Below are 16,463 nucleotides of genomic sequence, written 5' to 3' on the forward strand. Positions count from 1 at the left end.
AAGCGCAGCGTCGCGCTGGCATCGGCCTGCTGGGGCAGCTTGCCGGTCAGCCGGTTGAGCACCGTCGGGCGCTGCATACTGGCTGCGAACAGGCCGGCGGACTGAACCGTGACGGCCTGCGGCGAGCCGTAGGGGATGGTGGTTTCGGGCATGATGCATCTCCGGAAATAGGCATGAAAAAACCCGCCGGCGGCGGGTTGGGGTCAGGGGTTGAATAGAAGCGGTTCCATCAGGCGACGGTTACACCAGGCGGCTCAGCAACTCCATGATCTGGTCCGGGGACTTGCCGGCGAAACGATCGATCAGGCCGGTACCGCTCATTTCGCGCATGGCCTGGAGTTCGTCACCGGGGGCCGCTACCGCTGCCGGCACCTGGGACAGACTGGTGGGCGGCTTGGGCTTGGTCGCGGCGACGATTTCGGCTGCCTTGGCTGCGACATCAACAACCGGGGCAGGATCCTTGGGCGCCACTTCCTGCTGCGGTGCCGGATCGGCCGGCTTGAATTGCGGCGCGATCCTGGCCGCCGCCCGTTCCAGCGCCACATGCATGGGCTCACCCTTGCTCACGTAGAAATCACGCCATTCGATCACTTCGGCCACGGCCGCCTCGTTGTCGTTGAGGTACGGGTGATCGCTCAGGGTGCGCTGGATGGCGGCGCTATACAGCTCCTGGGTGCGCTGCTCGGCAAACTTCGCTTCAATACGGCGCTCGGCATCGGCCACAATCTCGGCCTCCAATGCCTTGCGCTGTTCGGCGAAGATTTCGGCTCGCAGTTTGGCCTCGGCCTGCTGATCGCCGTTGTAGACCGCTTCCATCATGGCCTGTTCGGCCTTGGCGAAATCGTACCCAGCGGGCTTGGCAGATTCGGCCGGCTGCGGGGGTGTCACGCCCGCCTCCTTCGCCGTGGCGCTGCTCAGGGCCTGCAACAGCACCTGCTTTTCCTGCGACAGTTGCTGCACCTGGTCCCGTACCGATTGCAGTTCGGAGAACGGAATCGTGTGCTTGCCATCGCGGGTCAGCACCACGGCTTCCGGTGCGGCTTGCGTCGCCTCGGTGCCATCCTGGGCTGCCTGGGTAACCGGTGTCACTTCCTGGTCGTCGGGCTTGCTCGCATCCTGTTGCGTTCCGGCAGCGTCAGGCGCTTCGCTGCTTTCCCCCGCGCCGATCGCATCGTCACCGGCCTTAGCGGCAGGATCGGGATCGATGGGGGTATCGCCTTCCAAGGTACCGCCGGCAAACAGCGCCGCCTTGTCGGTATCGCTCAGGGTGTCGAACTCCGCCTGATTGGCCATGAAGAACTCCAGGTCTTTCGCCATTTCAATCGCTCCATTCCGGGATCGACATCACGTCGAGCCGGCCCCGTATCGCTGGGGTGCGGTGATGAGCGTACCAACAGAAAAGCCGGCTTACGCCGGCCCTCCTGAATCTGGTGGGGTTGATGAGCGGAGCGCTACAGCGCACCGCCTTCGATGCCACGGTCCAAGCCAGCGGCAGCCGTTGCGGGCCGGGCCGGGAACTGCGGCGAGGTATTGCGCGGCAGCGGTACCTGCGGCGCGACAGGGGTTGTCGTCACGGCAAGCGGCGCGGCGTTGCTGTCCTCGAAGCCGGCGGAAGCCAGCATCTCGTCGGCCAGCGGCGCGATATCCGGCTGATTGGCAATGTTGGCCGCGGCCTGGGTCGCGCTGAACATGCTCTCCACCCCCTTGCCCGCCGCCTCATGCCGAGTCCGGGCCACCTGGGCATCGACCAATGGCTGACGTTGATCCAGCTCGCGCAGCTTCAGGTCGTACTGGATATCCTTCTTCACGCGCTCGATCGCCGCTTGCATCTGCTGCTCGACCTGCTCCGGCGTCTCCTGCTGGTCCGCCTGCTGGATCGCCTCGATGATCGCGCGCTGGTTCGGCACATCCATCAGCACCAGCAGGAACGGGAACATCACACGCTGGTATTGCGGTGGCATCGACTTGAAGGCCTCGCTCATTGCGTTCAGTTGCTGCGCGCGGAAGGTCGGCGTGCTCGGCACATCCTCCAACCCCACCTTCAGCCGGATCCGCTCCACGTCGTTATCCAGATACTGCACGCCCGTATCGGGGTCAGTGCGCGGGGCATTGAGCGCGATCTGCTTATCGTCGCGAATCCCCTCGCCATCAATGAACACCTCATCGGGCTTGCCGATCAGATCCTCGATGACCATGGACAGCAGCAACTCACCCACCTGGCTGCGCGCATAGGCGGCGTTGTCATTGAGGTCGGCCAGCGTCTGATTGCTCTGCTCCACCAGCCCGGCAATGGCCACGCCCGAATTGGCCTGGCCGTCCTGCCCCATGAAGGCGTTGTAGATGCCGCCGGTGCGCTTGATGCCTTCGCGCGCATCGGCCAGCCGCTGGTACTGTTGCTGGTTGAGTTGGAAATCACGCTCCACCTTGAACACGCCGCCGTTCCGCATGTGATCGTGATCCAGCACGATGTCCGCATCGGGCCGGGCCACTTCACGGCGGAACGTGGTGTCGTCATCCTTAACCGCGCCATCGGTGCGGGTGGTGCGGGTGGCGGCCAGACCCCAGTGCATCTTGGAAATGCGGGCGTTCACCTCATCCTGCAAAAACATCATGCCCCGGATCAGACCATACGGCGCGCGGGTACGATCCTCGCGCTTGCCCCAGAACGGCACGTAAGGGAAATGCTTGTGGCGATACGGAGTCGGCGCGTCGCTGAGGCGATGCGGGCCCAGCCACCATGACAGTCGCACGCGCGGTACCACCGCATACTCCGGCACCACGCCACCGAGCGCGACCGCAAGCTGATGCGCTTCGTTGACGGGCTCGTACTCGACCACGCGGCCATCAGCCAGCTTGAGCACCAGCACCCTTTCCCATTGCCGGTACCAGCATTCGAACAAGCACACGCGCTGGTTGGCGCTATCGCGCCACTCCTGCTCCTCGATCGACCAACCACGTTCCATGTTCCAGGACATCGCCAGATCGGTGGAGGCGCCGCCATCCAGGCCGATGGTGGCCGGATCCAGCGTATGCCAGCCCGCACCCGCCGAGCGGATCAGTTCCGCGCACTCGGGGAACAGTAGCACCGCCTGCTTGACCTGCATCCACTTACGACGGATCAGGTAACGCGCATCCGACAGGTCCGGCTCCTTCGCCAGAAAATCCCACCAGATTTCATTGCGGTGGATGGATAGGCAACGGTATGGATAGCGAAACGGGTCTGCCTCACGCGCCACTTCCACCCAGCCGATGCCAACCTTGATCTGACTGGCGTAGGCGGCGGAGCAGGCATCATCGGCCTTGGCCTGGCGCTCGGCCTGGTTCAGCCGCTGGTTCAACGCCTCGGCCACGTCTACACCTTCGCGGTCATGGTCAGCGGTCACGCGCCAGTCGGTCCGGCTCTTGGCCTCCGCGCCCAACACCGCATCAATGGTCGGGCCAATCAACGGCTCAATGGCCGGGGGGATGCCGATCTCCCGCTGGCGGCGCAGGATCTCCGCATCGAGCTGATTGCCGTCGTAGTAGTCGGATTCCCGATCCGCCCGGGCACGCCAGGCCGGCTGCTCCTGCAATTCGCGTAGCCAGCCGGAAAACTCCAGCAGGCTCAGGCCGTCGTCGCGCGTTGCCGCCTCCACGGTATTGGTATCTCCCTTGATCATCACAGCCGCCAATCCGCTGCCTCGCGCGGCACGCGATTGCGCATCGAGCCCGGCGCGGGAATGCCCGAAACAAAGGTCAGCGCCACGCTGTCGCCCTTGTCGGGCGAGCGGCCCAGCACTTCCCGGATCTCATCCTTATCGCGAATCTGGATCGCGGCAGCCTTGCCCAACTGGACAACCTTGTAGCGCACCGAGCACAGGTCACCGAGCAGTTCCTTGTCCGGTGGCAGCGCAATCGGGCGCTCGGCGGCGGGGTCCAGTGCCTCACGCAGCCGCCAGTACATCTCCGCGCGCTTGTTGCGAAAGCGCAGATTGCCCGCCACCGTGGCACCTGCGCTGGCCTCAGAGCCCGCCACCGCCAGCACCAGCAGATTCAGCCCCTTGATGAAATCCAGCGCGCTGGAACCGATGCCGATCGAATCCACGCAGATGCAGGCACCATTGCGCACCAGCGGTGCCACGAAACCGGCGGCGGCCGGGCCGTCGCAGGTGACTTGACCAGGGGCGGTGACCAGTTCATCGAACCAGGTGTCATGGCGTCGGGCGGCCGAGGTCTTATCGGTGCCGCCGCGCGACGGGTCCAGCCCGAGCGCGGTCATCGGGCCTTTTTCAACCCGTGGCTGCCAGCGCGCCTGCGCCGCCTTCACCCATTCGGTGGGGATCAGTTGCCACACCGGGTCGGTGCGGCCGGCCATGAAGTTGCCACGCAGCATCTGGCTGCGCAGCGGCTCGGGCAACGCTTGCAGCGTTGCCTTGTAGCCGGTGAGTTGCAGAAACAGGTTGTCGTCCACGCTGGAACGAATGAACGTCCGGCTCTTGGGCTTCATCGATTCGCCGCCGATCAGGACCGGATCCGGGCCGGGCACTTCGCGGTCACTACCATCCTCGTCCGTGACGAACCATCGCAGCTCGCCCGGCTGGGCAGGGTTCGGATGCTGCGGGTCCAGCCACGGCGCCCAGTAACGGATCACCCACTCGCCCTCGGCATCGGTCGGCGGATTGCCCGCACAGATCACGCGCTGGCGCACCGAGGGGTTGTCGGTGCGCATCCAGCCGATCAGCGTGCGAAACTGGATTTCCAAGAAGTGGGTGATCTCATCGAAGCCCTTCAGGTCATGCGCGCGACCCTGGTATTTCATCCAGTCTTCAGGCTCCTTGACCGACCCGAATTCCAGAATGCGGCCATCTTCGCCGGGGACGTGCCACACCTTGGTCTGGCTGTTGTAACCGTCACGCGAACCCAGGATCTTGGCCGCACGCTCCTCCAGGCCAACCAACTGCACCGCCTCGCGCCGGAAAATGATGCTGTGTTCATGCCGGGTCAGCGCCGCGCCCAGCAGCAGGTCGGACTTACCTCCGCCGGCCTGACCACCGTAGAACACGATGTCGGCCTCGGATTCGAGCGCCTGGGTCTGCGGACCCACCTGGGGCATCCACTTGGGCAACCCATCCGTCAGCAGGCGATCCAGTTCGGCCTGCTCTTCCGGCGTCAAACGCTTCATCAGCGCCATCAACTCGGCAGGAGTCATGTCGGCAGGCAGCATGTCAGCCATCCTGGCGCCTCGCCTTGTCGAGCAACGCCGCAATCCGGCTGACGCGCTGCGCCTCGGTCAACGTCGAACCACGGTCGTCCTCACTGGTATCGGCATCCATACCGAACGCCTGACGCTCCATGCTCACGAGTTTGGTGAGCGATTCAGCCAGATCCTTCATGGTCTTGGCACGGCCCGGCAGGCTGATGATCTTTTGGTACAGATCATTCAGGCGATCCCGGCCGTACTGGTCAGGGTCGCGCATCATCTCGCCCAGTTGCTCCAGCAGCGCCACGGTATCCGCACCACACTGCAATTCCAGTTCCGAAAACAGCCTGGAGACCAGTTCCCGACCACGGCCGATATCGCGCCGATGCGCCAGCCGCACCGCAACAATGGCGTTTGCATTGGCCTCGACAATCTCGCGCTCGGCAATTTTGGATTCCGCGGATACCTGGCTGGATACCGCCTGCGCGGATACCAACGCATCGGCACGAGCCTGGATCTTCGCCGACAGGTCGCGGGTCCAGCCATCACGCTTGGCGCGCTTATTGATCGCCCCATGCGTAATGCCGTGCTCTTCAGCCATCTGGCGCAACGACTTGATGCCGGCGCGGTAATCGCGCTCGATCACCTCCCAATCGGTTTGTGCAGCCATCTCAGCCACCCGACTTGAACCAGGCGATGCCGGCGCCGATGACTACCGCGACGCCACCCAACCACTTGATCAGATTGCCCAACATCGACAGCGTGCGCAGCGTGCCACGCAGATCACCGAACAGCTCCAGCAGCGCGCGGATATCGGCCTGCATCTGCCGTACCTCGCTCAGGTGCGCAGCGTGGGCGCGCTGCGTGGACACCAGCTCATCCACATGCGCTTCCAGCCGGCTGAATCGCTCCGTGCCCACCTCCAGGCGGGTATCGATGCCGGCGACGCGCCCTTCCCATTGCTGGACCCGTGCCGTCAGCCCGTCGAGCACGCGATCACGCTCGCGCAATTGCCCCTGCAACATCTCGACCACCTGTTGCAGCTCATCAGCGCCGGTCACGCCACGGATGGATTCAGGCACGATCAAACACCCTGATGGAGCCGCGTGCGTAGCTCGTAGGCCGGCGTGATGCACGGCGCAGTCAGGCCCCTGGCCTGGATCTCATGCTCGATGGATAGGTGTGTCATGCAGGCTCCAGAAACGACAAAGCCCGCTCACGGCGGGCTCTACTGTGACCGCACCTGCTGCCCAGGGATCAACCCCGAATGGCGCACGGCGCGGTACCGATTTAGGCCCACTACCACTGGGCCGGAAACGAAAAACGCCACGCGGTTTGATCCGGGTGGCGCTGGCTTTTCTGGTGTCCGTTCACGCTGAACGCATGATCACCAGAATACAGATTCATTGTAAATATCGGACATTTTTGCCGTCAAGCCCCTACTGCAACTTTTCTAAATGCCCCTGGCATCTCTGCCACAGCGTTGCTATACCGTGCTTTCCACAATCAGCCCGGCTTAATAATGTCATCTTCCAGCACCAGCAGCACCGACCTACGCACCACTCACGTTCCGAAAACAATCGCTGGGCGCGACGCGGCAGTCGTCAAATCGACCGATGAGATGACTGTTTATGGTCCAAAGCGTGAAGATGGGACGGTCTCGCCCTTCCCCCATATGACGGTCCGAAAAGATAGCGTCCACATGAGCGATCTGGTCAACCCTACCGGCATGCTCCCAGCAGTAGGTTCAACTACCAACTTCAAGCGGTTCTTTGCCGGCCCCGATGCCCCCGGCCCAAAGGGAACGAAAGTCCAGGTAATGGATGACGCCGGCACCACGCAAATGGTAACCAGCAAAGGTCATGCGATGTCGGCTCCGCTGTCACCCAGAACATCCACCAATACAAAGGCACGATTTGAAGTTGAATGGACAAAATTTGAAGAAGGCAAGTAGTCGCCTCAACCTGGACCACATCTTCGAATGCCATGTTATGTCGTGTGTGTGACCAGAAAGCCGTCTATCGAAAGCTCGTTCTCTTCAATAACAAGATCGATTACAAGGGAATTGATGTTTTCCCATTTCATGCCGGGAGTAAATTTTCGAAGTGTTTCAGTAAACATACAATTCATGGTGCGATCGAAGAGTTCCACTGTCGTTCGACGTGGATGCTGTGCTAAGCTCGAAGAGAAAAAATCTTTATGCACTTGGTAATGGTGCGAATGAATAAATTCTTGCCAACGTGTAATTATGGTATCTTCTTCGCAGATATCAATGAACTCAAAATCTTCAAAATTGCGCTCGTCGACAGTCCTCCAAGCACCTTTCATAAGAGCAATAGCCTCAGCATCAGTCTTTGGAGCGCTATAGCCGAAGACTGTTACTAAATATGCGCGTTTCAGCTTGTTTTGAACGGCTTTCCAGTTATCTTGAATGTAAGGGTCCGCAGCGTAATTCTTATTTGTAACAGGATAGAGTAGCGGAGCCGGATCAAGAGGTGCACCGCAATCTCGGCAGTACGCGGCAAGAACTCCACCGCACTTGTGCTTGCGGCAATATCCTACAAGTACGTTTCCGTGTAGGAATGCAAGATCGGGTAATTCCTTCGTGATCTTGGAAACGCGTTGATACGCCTGCAACAACAGCGGATCCCAATTGAATGTTGCGACAATATCCTTCTTCCTCAGCGCCAAGAGCAACAAGTCATAAATATTCGGTTCATCTGGTAGCTCCAGTTCCGAAAAATAGTCGCGTATTCGTCTGTCTAGTTCCCCCCTTATGGCATCACATTCAGGGCGATTGTGAAGCTCGGAGTAAATGTCTTCTAAGTTGTTGCTACTCGTTTGAAGACTGACCTCCTTGAGGGTTTCAGTCATTCCTAGCGATTCGATGAATCCGTTCATGACAGATGACTTCCTGCCGTTTTTGTCACCATTAGGAATCGCCGCCATTGTTGCGCCCGCACCGAGGATAACGACATGTGGCCGGTTTTTCATAAGGCGCTCGTATTCATTTTTTTCTTGACTCATATCAATTCCCCAATAGCATAATTATATTTATACGGCCGGCACAAATACTCACTTTTCTTATAAAAAAGAATCTAGCTAGATTTATTAGAGTGGGCAACTGCAATCCAACTTTCAGGAAAATCTAAAAATCTCGCGATTGGAGCCAAAAACCAATGATGGAATGGCCACTCTTGGCCGGCAGCGGACATCATAGAGCCGTGCCTTCTGAATTGCGACAGCCTTTTCTGGCCGGCAGTTCAATGTCCAGCCTGCGCACGTCCGTTTCGCTGGCCCCGTTGAGCAGTTCGTTCACTTCGGACAGCGGTCGCCCGGCCAGTTCGGCCAGTCGCTCAGGATCAACGCGGCGCAACAGGTTCAGCAAGAGATTGCCGTCCGGGTCTTGGGCTGCAATGCCCTGTGCTGCGTTGAACCGTGCCTCTCCCATAGCCCGCTGCTGCTCCTGTTTGTGAACTGCCATTATCCCGGAAAGACATGCCGCTTTGAGCCGGGCTTCCTGTGGGTTCGTGGTGCGAAGGGAGACCCGCTTCTCTCGTGTGGCGCTTCCTTCCCTGACGGACAGGCGGAAGTAAAAGACGCCGTGGCGCGACTTGGCGAGGTGTGAGGCTAGCTTCAAAACAGGTGATCCCCAAAAAATGGGACACCGGTCCGGGACACCTGTCGCGCGGCACAAAGAAAAAACAACCTGATAAATCAATGACTTAATTAATAATGGCGGAGAGGGGCGCAAACGCCACCGAGGCAGCTTCGATGCCCGAGCAAACGGTGGCGTAGGTGATCACAGCTCACCCCCGTCACCATCCAGCACCTGGCCATCGATATTCGTAATCACGCCATCAAAGTCATCGGCGACCCAGCGCACGGAAAGCCCCCCGGCAATGAGCCCATGCAGCAACTCAACCGGTGTCCAAATCCTTACCTCGTCCTCCGGCTCGTCGAGCAATTCATGGTCGATATCGCCCCCTTGCAAAACAGCACCGGTCGAGTAATTGACCCGGCATCCGTCCTCTTCGAACCACGGCTGGCTCGTATGGCGCAGCCACCGCAATTCCAGTCGATCCGCCAGCGCGATGCGACCCGCCTTGACCGCGGCCAACGCCGCACGCTGATAGCATTCAAGTGCAAACATAAAGCATCGCTCCTTACACACGCAGCGGCATGGCGACGTACCACCATTTGCCCTGGTTGATTGCAATAGCAGCAGCGGTTTCGGTGGTATCCCATTGCAACACCACCGATTCATCGGACACCCACTCCAGTCCCTGCCGCAAGAAATCGACATTCATGTTGAATTGCCGTTGATTGCCCGAAGCCGGGACGCCGCTTTCAAATGTCTCGGCGTTGTCGTTGCAGCTGGATATTTGAAATTCCGTGTCCAATCTGATGGCCGCGGCCGGATTCTTGAATTGCACAAATCCTGCGGCGATGCCCAGCAGTCGCAGCAGTTCGCCCCGATCCACAGCACTTCGGTATTCGCATTCACGCGGAATCAGACGGCGCCAATCCGGGTAGCGCCCATCGATCAATCTGGACAGCAATTCGTACCCATCACCGCAGGCCACCAACTCGCGGTCGCTGACCATGAGCAGTGATGGCTGCATGCTGATGAGTTGATTCACCACGGCAGTGGGGATGATGCAGGCAACGGATTGACTCAGCCCTTCCGCGTGATCGCTGACAGTGGCCAGCCGGAAACCATCGGTGGCAACGAAATGGACCGTGCCACTCTTGGAGTCCGCCTCCAGGTGGACCCCATTCAGGTAATGCCGGATGTCGTTGCGTGACGCGGAAAACACCACGGACCGCAGCCGCTCCGCCAGGTTTTGCACGTCAACCCGCACCAGATTGCGCTGAGGATCCTGCAATGGAAAATGATCGATCGGCGATGTGGCCAGCGTCATCCGTCCCCGGCCAGCCTTCACCTTGACCACATCGTTTTCGCCGGTGAATTCCAGCACCTCAGCAGCAGCGCATGCCGTCATCAGCCGATCCATATTCAATACCGCCGCGAATTGATCAGCCTCGGCTTTTCCTCGGGCAATGATCTGGATATTGGTATCCGTGCCGGCCATGGTGATTTCAGCGCCATCTGCCCGGATCAATACCTGATTGACGATGGACGCGAGCGGGCCGGATCGCATCACGGCCGGTTTCACTACCGCCGCCAGGCGTTTCAATTCTCGCGATTCAATTTTTAGTTTCATCTACTTTCTCTCTTCGATTGGCGTGCCATACCCGACCCAGCGAATAGCCGAGCAGACACAAGGCAATCAGTACGTAGGCAATAACGAGGTTGGCCAGCAGTGCGCCGCCAGGGCCCAGGGCAAGCCGCAACCGGGCGGCCCATGGCTACACGATGAGCGAATCAGCCGCGGCGACCACCCTGCCCGCCTCGATCCAATGCACGTCGAATTGCGGTCCGAGATCAGCAGGAGCCGCCTTCAGCGTCGCGCACACCACCGCCCCGGCCAGCGCGCCGTTGTCCACGCGATCGGCCAACAGATCGAGCAACTGGTTACGCGCCAGCAGATCGAGCACGTCCATGCGATCGAGCATCACAAAATGCAGGCCCGACAGTTCCGCGATGGCCAGCGCCAGCAGGCAATCCACACGCCACCGCTCGGATTCGGACAACAATGCATAAGGTCGTCCATCGAGCGTCAGCGTCATGGCCGGGTCGATGCGTGCAGGCGCGGAGACACCCCAACCCGCGACCTGACTGAGCGTCATCAACAACCGATTCACCGGCGCCAGCGCATCCGCCAGAATCTCGCCGGGGATACCGTCAGGCCCGAGCGCATCGGCGATTTCGCACCACGCCAGCACGTCGGCATGGTGCCGGGCAGCGGTCTCGGTCAAGGTGGCGGCACGCGCCGCAGCGTGCATGGATTCCCGAACTGCCGCGTGACGCTGCACCACCTCCGCACGCTCGGCGCGCAACACATCCAATTGCATCTGCGCGGTGGAGGTATCCAACCTGGACTGAGCCGGGGCCGGCTCTGCCAGCCGCGCCACCGCCTGCTCTGCCCGGGCTACATCCTGTTCGTCGTTGGTAACCGCACGCTGGACCACCTGCAAAGCATGCGCATACTCACCCAGGCGCGCCGCCAGTTCAGGATTGCCCGGGTGGGCGGCATAGTCCCGGTCGTACTCCGCGAACAGGTCAGCCACGTTGGCAGGCCGGCAGTCGGCAGGTATGGCGCGCAGCGCCTCAACCACGCGGTGCAGCAGCGCAGGGCCGGTCGGATCGCCACCCTGCGCAGCACGCGCAGCGTCCACCAACGCGGACATGCGCGCCACCTCCGCGCGATCCGCTTCGAGCTTTGCCGTGAAGCGCGGCAGGCGCTCGGCGGTTTCACGCAGGTGATCCAATTCCGCTTCGCGTCGGTGCGCCTGTTCTTCTGCTTCCAGCGCCCGGCCGAGATCGATCTGCAACGCCTCGATCTTTCCGTCCAGTTCCACCGACAGCGCGTCGAGTTCGGCCAGATTCCCGCCGTTCACCGCCGGCGGGATCGGCGCGGACCAGGCATCGGCCTTGACGCTGCCATACGCCTCGCCGGTGACGCTCTTCCACGCTCCACGTGCCTCACTGGCCCGCAGCGCCGCCGCCTTGGCGGCCTCGGGGAACCCTGCGTGGATCAGCGGCAGCACCGAATCGACCCGCTCCGACGTCGCGCCCCGCTTGAGCAACCGCGCCCGCACCACCGAGGCACTGGCCTCGCACCCGACCAGTTCGAACAGCCACTGGCGACGTTGATCCGGATCGGCCGCGGCAAAGCGCGTCGGATCCAGCACCAGCGGAACGAACAGGTTGTCGGCCAGGCGCTCGGCCCCGCTATGCACGCCGGTGGGCAGGCGATAGCTGAAAGTCGATTCTCCGGTGTCACCGGCCGCCTGAATCACCACGCCGCCCCGCTTGCCGCCTTCACTGATCAGTTCCGCCAGTTGCTTCTTGAGTTTCACGCGGCGCGGCTGACCGGTCAGGGCCAGGGCGATGGCGTCTTGCAGCGAGGATTTGCCGGCGCCATTGCGGCCGGCAAACAGCACCACCGGGGCAGCCGGCGTGATATCGGCATGCCGAATGCCCAGGATGTTTTCGATCTGGATATGGCTCAGCTTCACGGGGTGCTCTCCAATTGCGGCAGCGAATGGTTCCGCGACTCGTTGGTGTGGAAAACCTGGATGCGAACGCCCAGCGCCTCCGCCAGCGAGCCGAGCATCACTTCCACGTCGATCAGGTCATTGGCCACCAGGCCAGCCTGGCGACGATGGGGAGAACCATGCAAAGGCGTGGCCGGTACCGCATACAAGCGCTCGCTGGCCAGGCGCAGGATCTCGCTGAAGGTGCGCAACTCGCGGTTGCGCAGTTCGATGAAGAGCGAACTGGATTGGTCGATGCGCATGGCTGTCCCCCTATTCCAGCGGCTGACGCGCAGGGCGCTGGCGGTTTGTCACCGCCGCCGGCGCGGGTTCTTCCACCGGCACCAAATCGCCTTCTTCCTCGCGCAGGACACCCGGGATTTCGAACTCGTCGGAGGATTCGTCCGCCAGCGCCGGCAACACGCCGTGCTCGAATAAATGGCTGGCACTGCCTTCGTCTCCAGCCAATGCGCTCAGCGGCTCGCGCGCCTCGTCGAGTTGCGCAGCAACCAGTAGCGGATCGTTGGCCGCCAGCGGCAAATGTTTGAAGGCGCGCTTGATGGCGCTCTTCGCCGCCATCACGTCCTCCCACAGCACCCACGGGGTTTGTTCCAGGCGTGACAGTGCCTTCGCACGTTCGGATCCGATCTTGGCGTCCTCCACGTCGCGGGCCAGCTTCACGTAGGTTTCCGATTTGCCGCGGATCTTGTGGATTTCATCCAGCGGGAGCACGCAAGCGATCTCTTCGCCGGTTTTCAGCTTGGTCAGGCAGAAAGCGCCCACCAGCGGGCCGCGGTCCTTCAGCGCCTTTTGGAACCGCAAGAACGCATCACTGCCCTGCATGTGTTCGAACAGGTCGTTCTCATGGATCGCCTCGGCCTGGATCGACGCCACCACTGGCGAGCGATACGCCAGGGTGACGTAGCCGCGATAGCCGATCTGAAACTGGCAATCGGTAACCGTCACCCACTCATTGCCGCGCTTTTCCCGGCGGCCATACGGGATCAGCCAGGCCTGCCCAGTCGCCGTGTTGGGCTCCAGGCCAAGACCAGCCGCGGCCATGAATGCGCCAAGTACCGACTTCGGCTCGCACTCGGCGAGCCGCGGGGTTTTACGCACCGCGTTGACGCACAGTGCCAGCATGCGATCAGGGGTAGCGTATTGGCCAGCCAGCGCGCCGAGCTGGCGCTTGGTCTTCTCATCGCCCAGCAACTGCATCAGAGTGCGGGGGGCACTGCGCTCCGCCGCGCTATCGCGCAGGGCTTCAAGATTGGTGGTCATAGAATTTCCTTCAGTCGTGATACGGGCAAGCCTTCCATCGGGCGCAATAGCGCTCGTGGCAGGCGTGCGATTGCGGGTTAGGGGGAAACAGGCCGCTGCGAAACATCTCCGCAGCAAACTCGATCAGACCGCGCTGCCTGGCCGTGCCGACCATCAGCGCGCGTGCATTGGGAACGTCGGCGGCCGCAATCTCCGGCGCACCGGACGTTTTCATGCCGATGATTTCGCCGGGCGCCGTCACCACCTGGCCGGTGGTGTGCTCGAACAGCAATTCATAGGTGCCGAGCTGGGCCACATGGCCCTTGGTCGCCGCCCTGCCCTGGCTCACAGCATTGCGGCCGGTCTTCAGATCGCTGATCCCGACGGCGCCATCGACGATGCGCGCCCGGCTGCGGTCCATGGTCCCGGTCAACTCGATCTGCAACCCGCCACCGCAATCGATGGTCAGCGGCGCCGTGGCCAGTTCCACGGCAGTGAACTGGTAGCGTGGGCTGATCTCGGTGCAATACCGGCCCAGCAACCCCTGGCCGATGGACATTGCCTGCCGCGGCGACAGATCCTCACCGGCCCAGCTCACCTCATAGGGCGGCTCGCGCAGCACATCGGCCAACACATCACTGGCCTCCGCCACCGACACCGGCGCAGCATCAACGCGGGCTTGATCGAACACCGCCGTCGCCGCGTGGAGCGCAGTCCCCAGCAGCGCACGTGGGCCAGATGCCTGGTACATGCCCAGCAGGTGAGCGCCCTCCCACGCATGGGCGCAGTCGAACAGCCGGCCCCAACTGGACGCACGAACGCGGATCGGATCGGACATCTCAGCCCCCCGTGAAAACCTGCTCCAGCCCCAGCCAGAACAGGCCGGCCAGGGTCCAGAGCACGCCAAAGAAAAGGGAGACCGCGCACGCTTTCAGTGCCTGCATGCTCAGCACTCCGCCAGGTAGAGAACACCGCGGCGACGGCGCACCACCATGCCGGTGGCCGTCTGGAGCGAGCGCAGCAGTTCGCGACGGCCGGCCAGCACCGGATGCACCAGCACACGCAGGGCGCCCATCATGCCACCGCCACGTAGCGGTTGGGGCGCGCTGCTTCCAGCGCAGCAGCAATCGCATCGGTGTCGAGCAACACCGGCCAGCGATTCGGCATCCAGCGGCCGACTTCGCTGAGATAGCCATCCTCAGCCGGCAGCGGATCGATGGCGCCGGGCAGGTACACCCGCTCAACGTCACCCTGGTGCGTCAACTGCACATCCAGGCGCATGCACTCGGTCGGGCTCACCGGCACATCCACGCCGACCGTGGTCGGACGCAGCAGGTCGGCCAGCATCGCGTGCACCGCGCGCACCGTTGCCACCATGGTTCTGGTGTCGGTGCCATCGGCCGCCATCAAGCGGGATGCCGCCTGAAGCAAAACGCTTTCCCTATTCATCTTCACGTTCCTCATCGATGGCCATGGGCTGGCTGTTCAGCGCTGCGAAATCACGTTCGCAATCGCGAATCAGGCCCAGCAGCGCCTGCACTTGTTCGGGGTCCATGTCGCGCCTCCAAAAAGGCCCCGCCCGTAGACGGGGCAACCCAGAGAAAGGACAGAGGTCGTCGCGGCACAAGCAGCGACAGGCCCAATATACAAGCACGCTTCCATTATTGCAACAAGAAAGCTTGTATTTTTAAAGCGCACGTCGAAGAAGAAAAGCAAGCGAGCTTTCTCAGGAGCGGATGGAAGACGAAAAAAAAGCCCCCGAGAATCGGGGGCCGGTCAGAAAAAGAAGGCTGGCGCGCTAGCCCACCAGTGGCAGGCTCGCTCAGGGGCTAGATATCGAATGCAACGGACACCACCAGACCCAGCAGATGAACTTGAGCTAGTTCATCGTTACGCAGCACCACATCGCGATTGTTGGTCTTGTTCTCGCTGGCGATCAGGAGTGCCCCATCGAATTGCTTGAATACCCGTCTCAGGTAGCACTCGCCATCGCGCCATAACACGTGCACCCGGCCGCTCTGAACAACCCGCGTCCGCTGAATCACGACACGAGCGCCGGCAGGTATCGCTGGCGCCATGCTGTCATCCTGAACATCCATCGCCAGCAGGTCCGATGGATTCAATCCCTTCTCAGCGATCCAGTTGTCCATGGAATAGACGGCAACGGTGCCAGGCTCACTCTCCAGCACCGGATGATCGCCGGTACTGCGAACGACAGCCCACGGGATACCCGTTGCCCCCGCAGCAACACCACTGGGCGCGCTAACAGATGGGGTGAATTCCCCCTTCCCTTCGGCGCGGGGTGTCGTACTGGCGTCGAACACCTCCCCGCGCCCCGTCACCAGCCAATCCAGAGAAAGCCCCGCAGCCTGAGCAATCCACGGGCTCAGCTCGCTGGACGAAGGACTCTTGTTCCCCTGCCGCGAATCCCCCTTGACCAGGTATCGGATCGTTTGTGGTGAAACCTTTCGCCCGGAAAGCACTGAAACCCGCTCGGCCAGGCGGCTCATGTTCCCAACGATAGAAACGGCGCGGGCTACGCGCTCAGAAAAGGTGCTCATGCTCGCCATGATACAAGGTAGCTTGTACCGATCAATGAAAGGATACCTGTTGCGCTTGTAAAAGCATGCTTGTATTCTTGCCTCATGAAAATCAAAACCTCTGATGCCATTGCCCTCATGCAGGGCCGGGGTCCCCTGGCGCGCTTGCTTGGAATCACCTGGCAGGCAGTAGACCAGTGGGGCGAATACGTGCCCGAGCTTCGCGCGTACCAGCTCGTCGAAAAGTGTCCTGCGGCACTGAGCCTGGTCGAGCAGTGCGAGCGCAGCGCCACCACCTGAACCCAATTTTTTCAAAGGAG

Annotated in this window: 18 protein-coding genes; 2 read left to right on the plus strand and 16 right to left on the minus strand. The window is 61.6% G+C overall.

Translation table 11 applies throughout. From position 1 onward, the window contains the following. Positions 1–240 precede the first annotated feature (240 nt). From FAZ21_RS09040 to FAZ21_RS09060, 5 genes are all read right to left on the minus strand, one after another. On the minus strand, positions 241–1,317 hold the full coding sequence (locus FAZ21_RS09040) for a hypothetical protein (RefSeq protein WP_136773122.1): 1,077 nt from the start codon (positions 1,315–1,317) through the stop codon (positions 241–243). Positions 1,318–1,451: 134 nt separating this feature from the next. Continuing rightward, positions 1,452–3,659: a portal protein gene (locus tag FAZ21_RS09045; RefSeq protein WP_136773123.1), complete on the minus strand. Its 2,208-nt coding sequence runs from the start codon at positions 3,657–3,659 to the stop codon at positions 1,452–1,454. Next, positions 3,659–5,203: a terminase family protein gene (locus tag FAZ21_RS09050; RefSeq protein ID WP_169307315.1), complete on the minus strand. Its 1,545-nt coding sequence runs from the start codon at positions 5,201–5,203 to the stop codon at positions 3,659–3,661. The genes FAZ21_RS09045 and FAZ21_RS09050 overlap by 1 nt, the downstream gene beginning before the upstream one ends. Before the next feature lies 1 nt (position 5,204). Continuing rightward, complete coding sequence (locus tag FAZ21_RS09055) at positions 5,205–5,849, minus strand: hypothetical protein (protein ID WP_136773124.1); 645 nt, start codon at positions 5,847–5,849, stop codon at positions 5,205–5,207. Between the two features lies 1 nt (position 5,850). Continuing rightward, positions 5,851–6,261 carry a hypothetical protein gene (locus FAZ21_RS09060; protein ID WP_136773125.1) on the minus strand — a complete coding sequence of 137 codons (411 nt, stop codon included), beginning with the start codon at positions 6,259–6,261 and terminating at the stop codon, positions 5,851–5,853. Positions 6,262–6,881: 620 nt separating this feature from the next. Here FAZ21_RS09060 and FAZ21_RS09065 point away from each other — a divergent pair. Continuing rightward, entirely contained in the window at positions 6,882–7,133 is a 252-nt protein-coding gene (locus FAZ21_RS09065; RefSeq protein WP_136773126.1) for a hypothetical protein, read from the plus strand. 35 nt (positions 7,134–7,168) lie between these two features. On the opposite strand, the gene FAZ21_RS09070 is transcribed toward FAZ21_RS09065, so the two are convergent. The 11 genes from FAZ21_RS09070 to FAZ21_RS09115 all read right to left on the minus strand — a co-directional run bounded on the left by FAZ21_RS09070 (position 7,169) and on the right by FAZ21_RS09115 (position 16,164). Further along, positions 7,169–8,206 carry an SIR2 family protein gene (locus FAZ21_RS09070; RefSeq protein WP_136773127.1) on the minus strand — a complete coding sequence of 346 codons (1,038 nt, stop codon included), beginning with the start codon at positions 8,204–8,206 and terminating at the stop codon, positions 7,169–7,171. A gap of 187 nt (positions 8,207–8,393) precedes the next feature. After that, positions 8,394–8,819 carry a hypothetical protein gene (locus FAZ21_RS09075; protein WP_136773128.1) on the minus strand — a complete coding sequence of 142 codons (426 nt, stop codon included), beginning with the start codon at positions 8,817–8,819 and terminating at the stop codon, positions 8,394–8,396. Positions 8,820–8,981: 162 nt separating this feature from the next. Continuing rightward, positions 8,982–9,332, minus strand: a complete 351-nt coding sequence (locus tag FAZ21_RS09080) for a hypothetical protein (protein WP_136773129.1) — start codon at positions 9,330–9,332, stop codon at positions 8,982–8,984. 13 nt (positions 9,333–9,345) lie between these two features. Then, a complete protein-coding gene (gene dnaN, locus FAZ21_RS09085) occupies positions 9,346–10,407 on the minus strand; it encodes a DNA polymerase III subunit beta (protein WP_136773130.1) in 1,062 nt (353 codons plus the stop codon). Positions 10,408–10,552: 145 nt separating this feature from the next. Beyond that, complete coding sequence (locus FAZ21_RS09090) at positions 10,553–12,325, minus strand: AAA family ATPase (protein WP_169307316.1); 1,773 nt, start codon at positions 12,323–12,325, stop codon at positions 10,553–10,555. Beyond that, positions 12,322–12,606: a hypothetical protein gene (locus tag FAZ21_RS09095; RefSeq protein WP_136773132.1), complete on the minus strand. Its 285-nt coding sequence runs from the start codon at positions 12,604–12,606 to the stop codon at positions 12,322–12,324. Before FAZ21_RS09095 ends, FAZ21_RS09090 begins: the two co-directional genes overlap by 4 nt. A 10-nt stretch (positions 12,607–12,616) precedes the next feature. After that, positions 12,617–13,624, minus strand: coding sequence for a recombinase RecT (locus FAZ21_RS09100; protein WP_136773133.1), 1,008 nt, complete (start codon positions 13,622–13,624; stop codon positions 12,617–12,619). Between the two features lie 10 nt (positions 13,625–13,634). Beyond that, a complete protein-coding gene (locus FAZ21_RS09105; protein WP_136773134.1) occupies positions 13,635–14,441 on the minus strand; it encodes a RecB family exonuclease in 807 nt (268 codons plus the stop codon). 108 nt (positions 14,442–14,549) lie between these two features. Further along, positions 14,550–14,681 (minus strand): hypothetical protein, encoded by a 132-nt coding sequence (locus FAZ21_RS21060; RefSeq protein ID WP_281279750.1) that lies wholly within the window; start codon positions 14,679–14,681, stop codon positions 14,550–14,552. Next, positions 14,678–15,052, minus strand: a complete 375-nt coding sequence (locus FAZ21_RS09110) for a hypothetical protein (protein ID WP_136773135.1) — start codon at positions 15,050–15,052, stop codon at positions 14,678–14,680. Before FAZ21_RS09110 ends, FAZ21_RS21060 begins: the two co-directional genes overlap by 4 nt. Positions 15,053–15,432: 380 nt before the next feature. Next, a complete protein-coding gene (locus tag FAZ21_RS09115; protein ID WP_169307318.1) occupies positions 15,433–16,164 on the minus strand; it encodes a S24 family peptidase in 732 nt (243 codons plus the stop codon). An 84-nt stretch (positions 16,165–16,248) separates the two neighbouring features. On the opposite strand from FAZ21_RS09115, the gene FAZ21_RS09120 reads away from it, so the two are divergent. After that, a complete protein-coding gene (locus tag FAZ21_RS09120) occupies positions 16,249–16,443 on the plus strand; it encodes a Cro/CI family transcriptional regulator (RefSeq protein ID WP_211243416.1) in 195 nt (64 codons plus the stop codon). The last annotated feature ends 20 nt before the right edge of the window (positions 16,444–16,463 follow it).

The sequence above is a fragment of the Chitiniphilus eburneus genome (assembly GCF_005048205.1).
Taxonomy (GTDB): domain Bacteria; phylum Pseudomonadota; class Gammaproteobacteria; order Burkholderiales; family Chitinibacteraceae; genus Chitiniphilus; species Chitiniphilus eburneus.

Coding starts and splice junctions, on each gene's coding strand:
- FAZ21_RS09080 (WP_136773129.1), bottom strand. CDS start 9,332: ATGTTTGCACTTGAATGCTATCAGCGTGCGGCGTTGGCCGCGGTCAAG.
- FAZ21_RS09105 (WP_136773134.1), bottom strand. CDS start 14,441: ATGTCCGATCCGATCCGCGTTCGTGCGTCCAGTTGGGGCCGGCTGTTC.
- FAZ21_RS09055 (WP_136773124.1), bottom strand. CDS start 5,849: ATGGCTGCACAAACCGATTGGGAGGTGATCGAGCGCGATTACCGCGCC.
- FAZ21_RS21060 (WP_281279750.1), bottom strand. CDS start 14,681: ATGATGGGCGCCCTGCGTGTGCTGGTGCATCCGGTGCTGGCCGGCCGT.
- FAZ21_RS09045 (WP_136773123.1), bottom strand. CDS start 3,659: ATGATCAAGGGAGATACCAATACCGTGGAGGCGGCAACGCGCGACGAC.
- dnaN (WP_136773130.1), bottom strand. CDS start 10,407: ATGAAACTAAAAATTGAATCGCGAGAATTGAAACGCCTGGCGGCGGTA.
- FAZ21_RS09050 (WP_169307315.1), bottom strand. CDS start 5,203: ATGCTGCCTGCCGACATGACTCCTGCCGAGTTGATGGCGCTGATGAAG.
- FAZ21_RS09115 (WP_169307318.1), bottom strand. CDS start 16,164: ATGAGCACCTTTTCTGAGCGCGTAGCCCGCGCCGTTTCTATCGTTGGG.
- FAZ21_RS09110 (WP_136773135.1), bottom strand. CDS start 15,052: ATGAATAGGGAAAGCGTTTTGCTTCAGGCGGCATCCCGCTTGATGGCG.
- FAZ21_RS09100 (WP_136773133.1), bottom strand. CDS start 13,624: ATGACCACCAATCTTGAAGCCCTGCGCGATAGCGCGGCGGAGCGCAGT.
- FAZ21_RS09040 (WP_136773122.1), bottom strand. CDS start 1,317: ATGGCGAAAGACCTGGAGTTCTTCATGGCCAATCAGGCGGAGTTCGAC.
- FAZ21_RS09065 (WP_136773126.1), top strand. CDS start 6,882: ATGAGCGATCTGGTCAACCCTACCGGCATGCTCCCAGCAGTAGGTTCA.
- FAZ21_RS09070 (WP_136773127.1), bottom strand. CDS start 8,206: ATGAGTCAAGAAAAAAATGAATACGAGCGCCTTATGAAAAACCGGCCA.
- FAZ21_RS09120 (WP_211243416.1), top strand. CDS start 16,249: ATGAAAATCAAAACCTCTGATGCCATTGCCCTCATGCAGGGCCGGGGT.
- FAZ21_RS09095 (WP_136773132.1), bottom strand. CDS start 12,606: ATGCGCATCGACCAATCCAGTTCGCTCTTCATCGAACTGCGCAACCGC.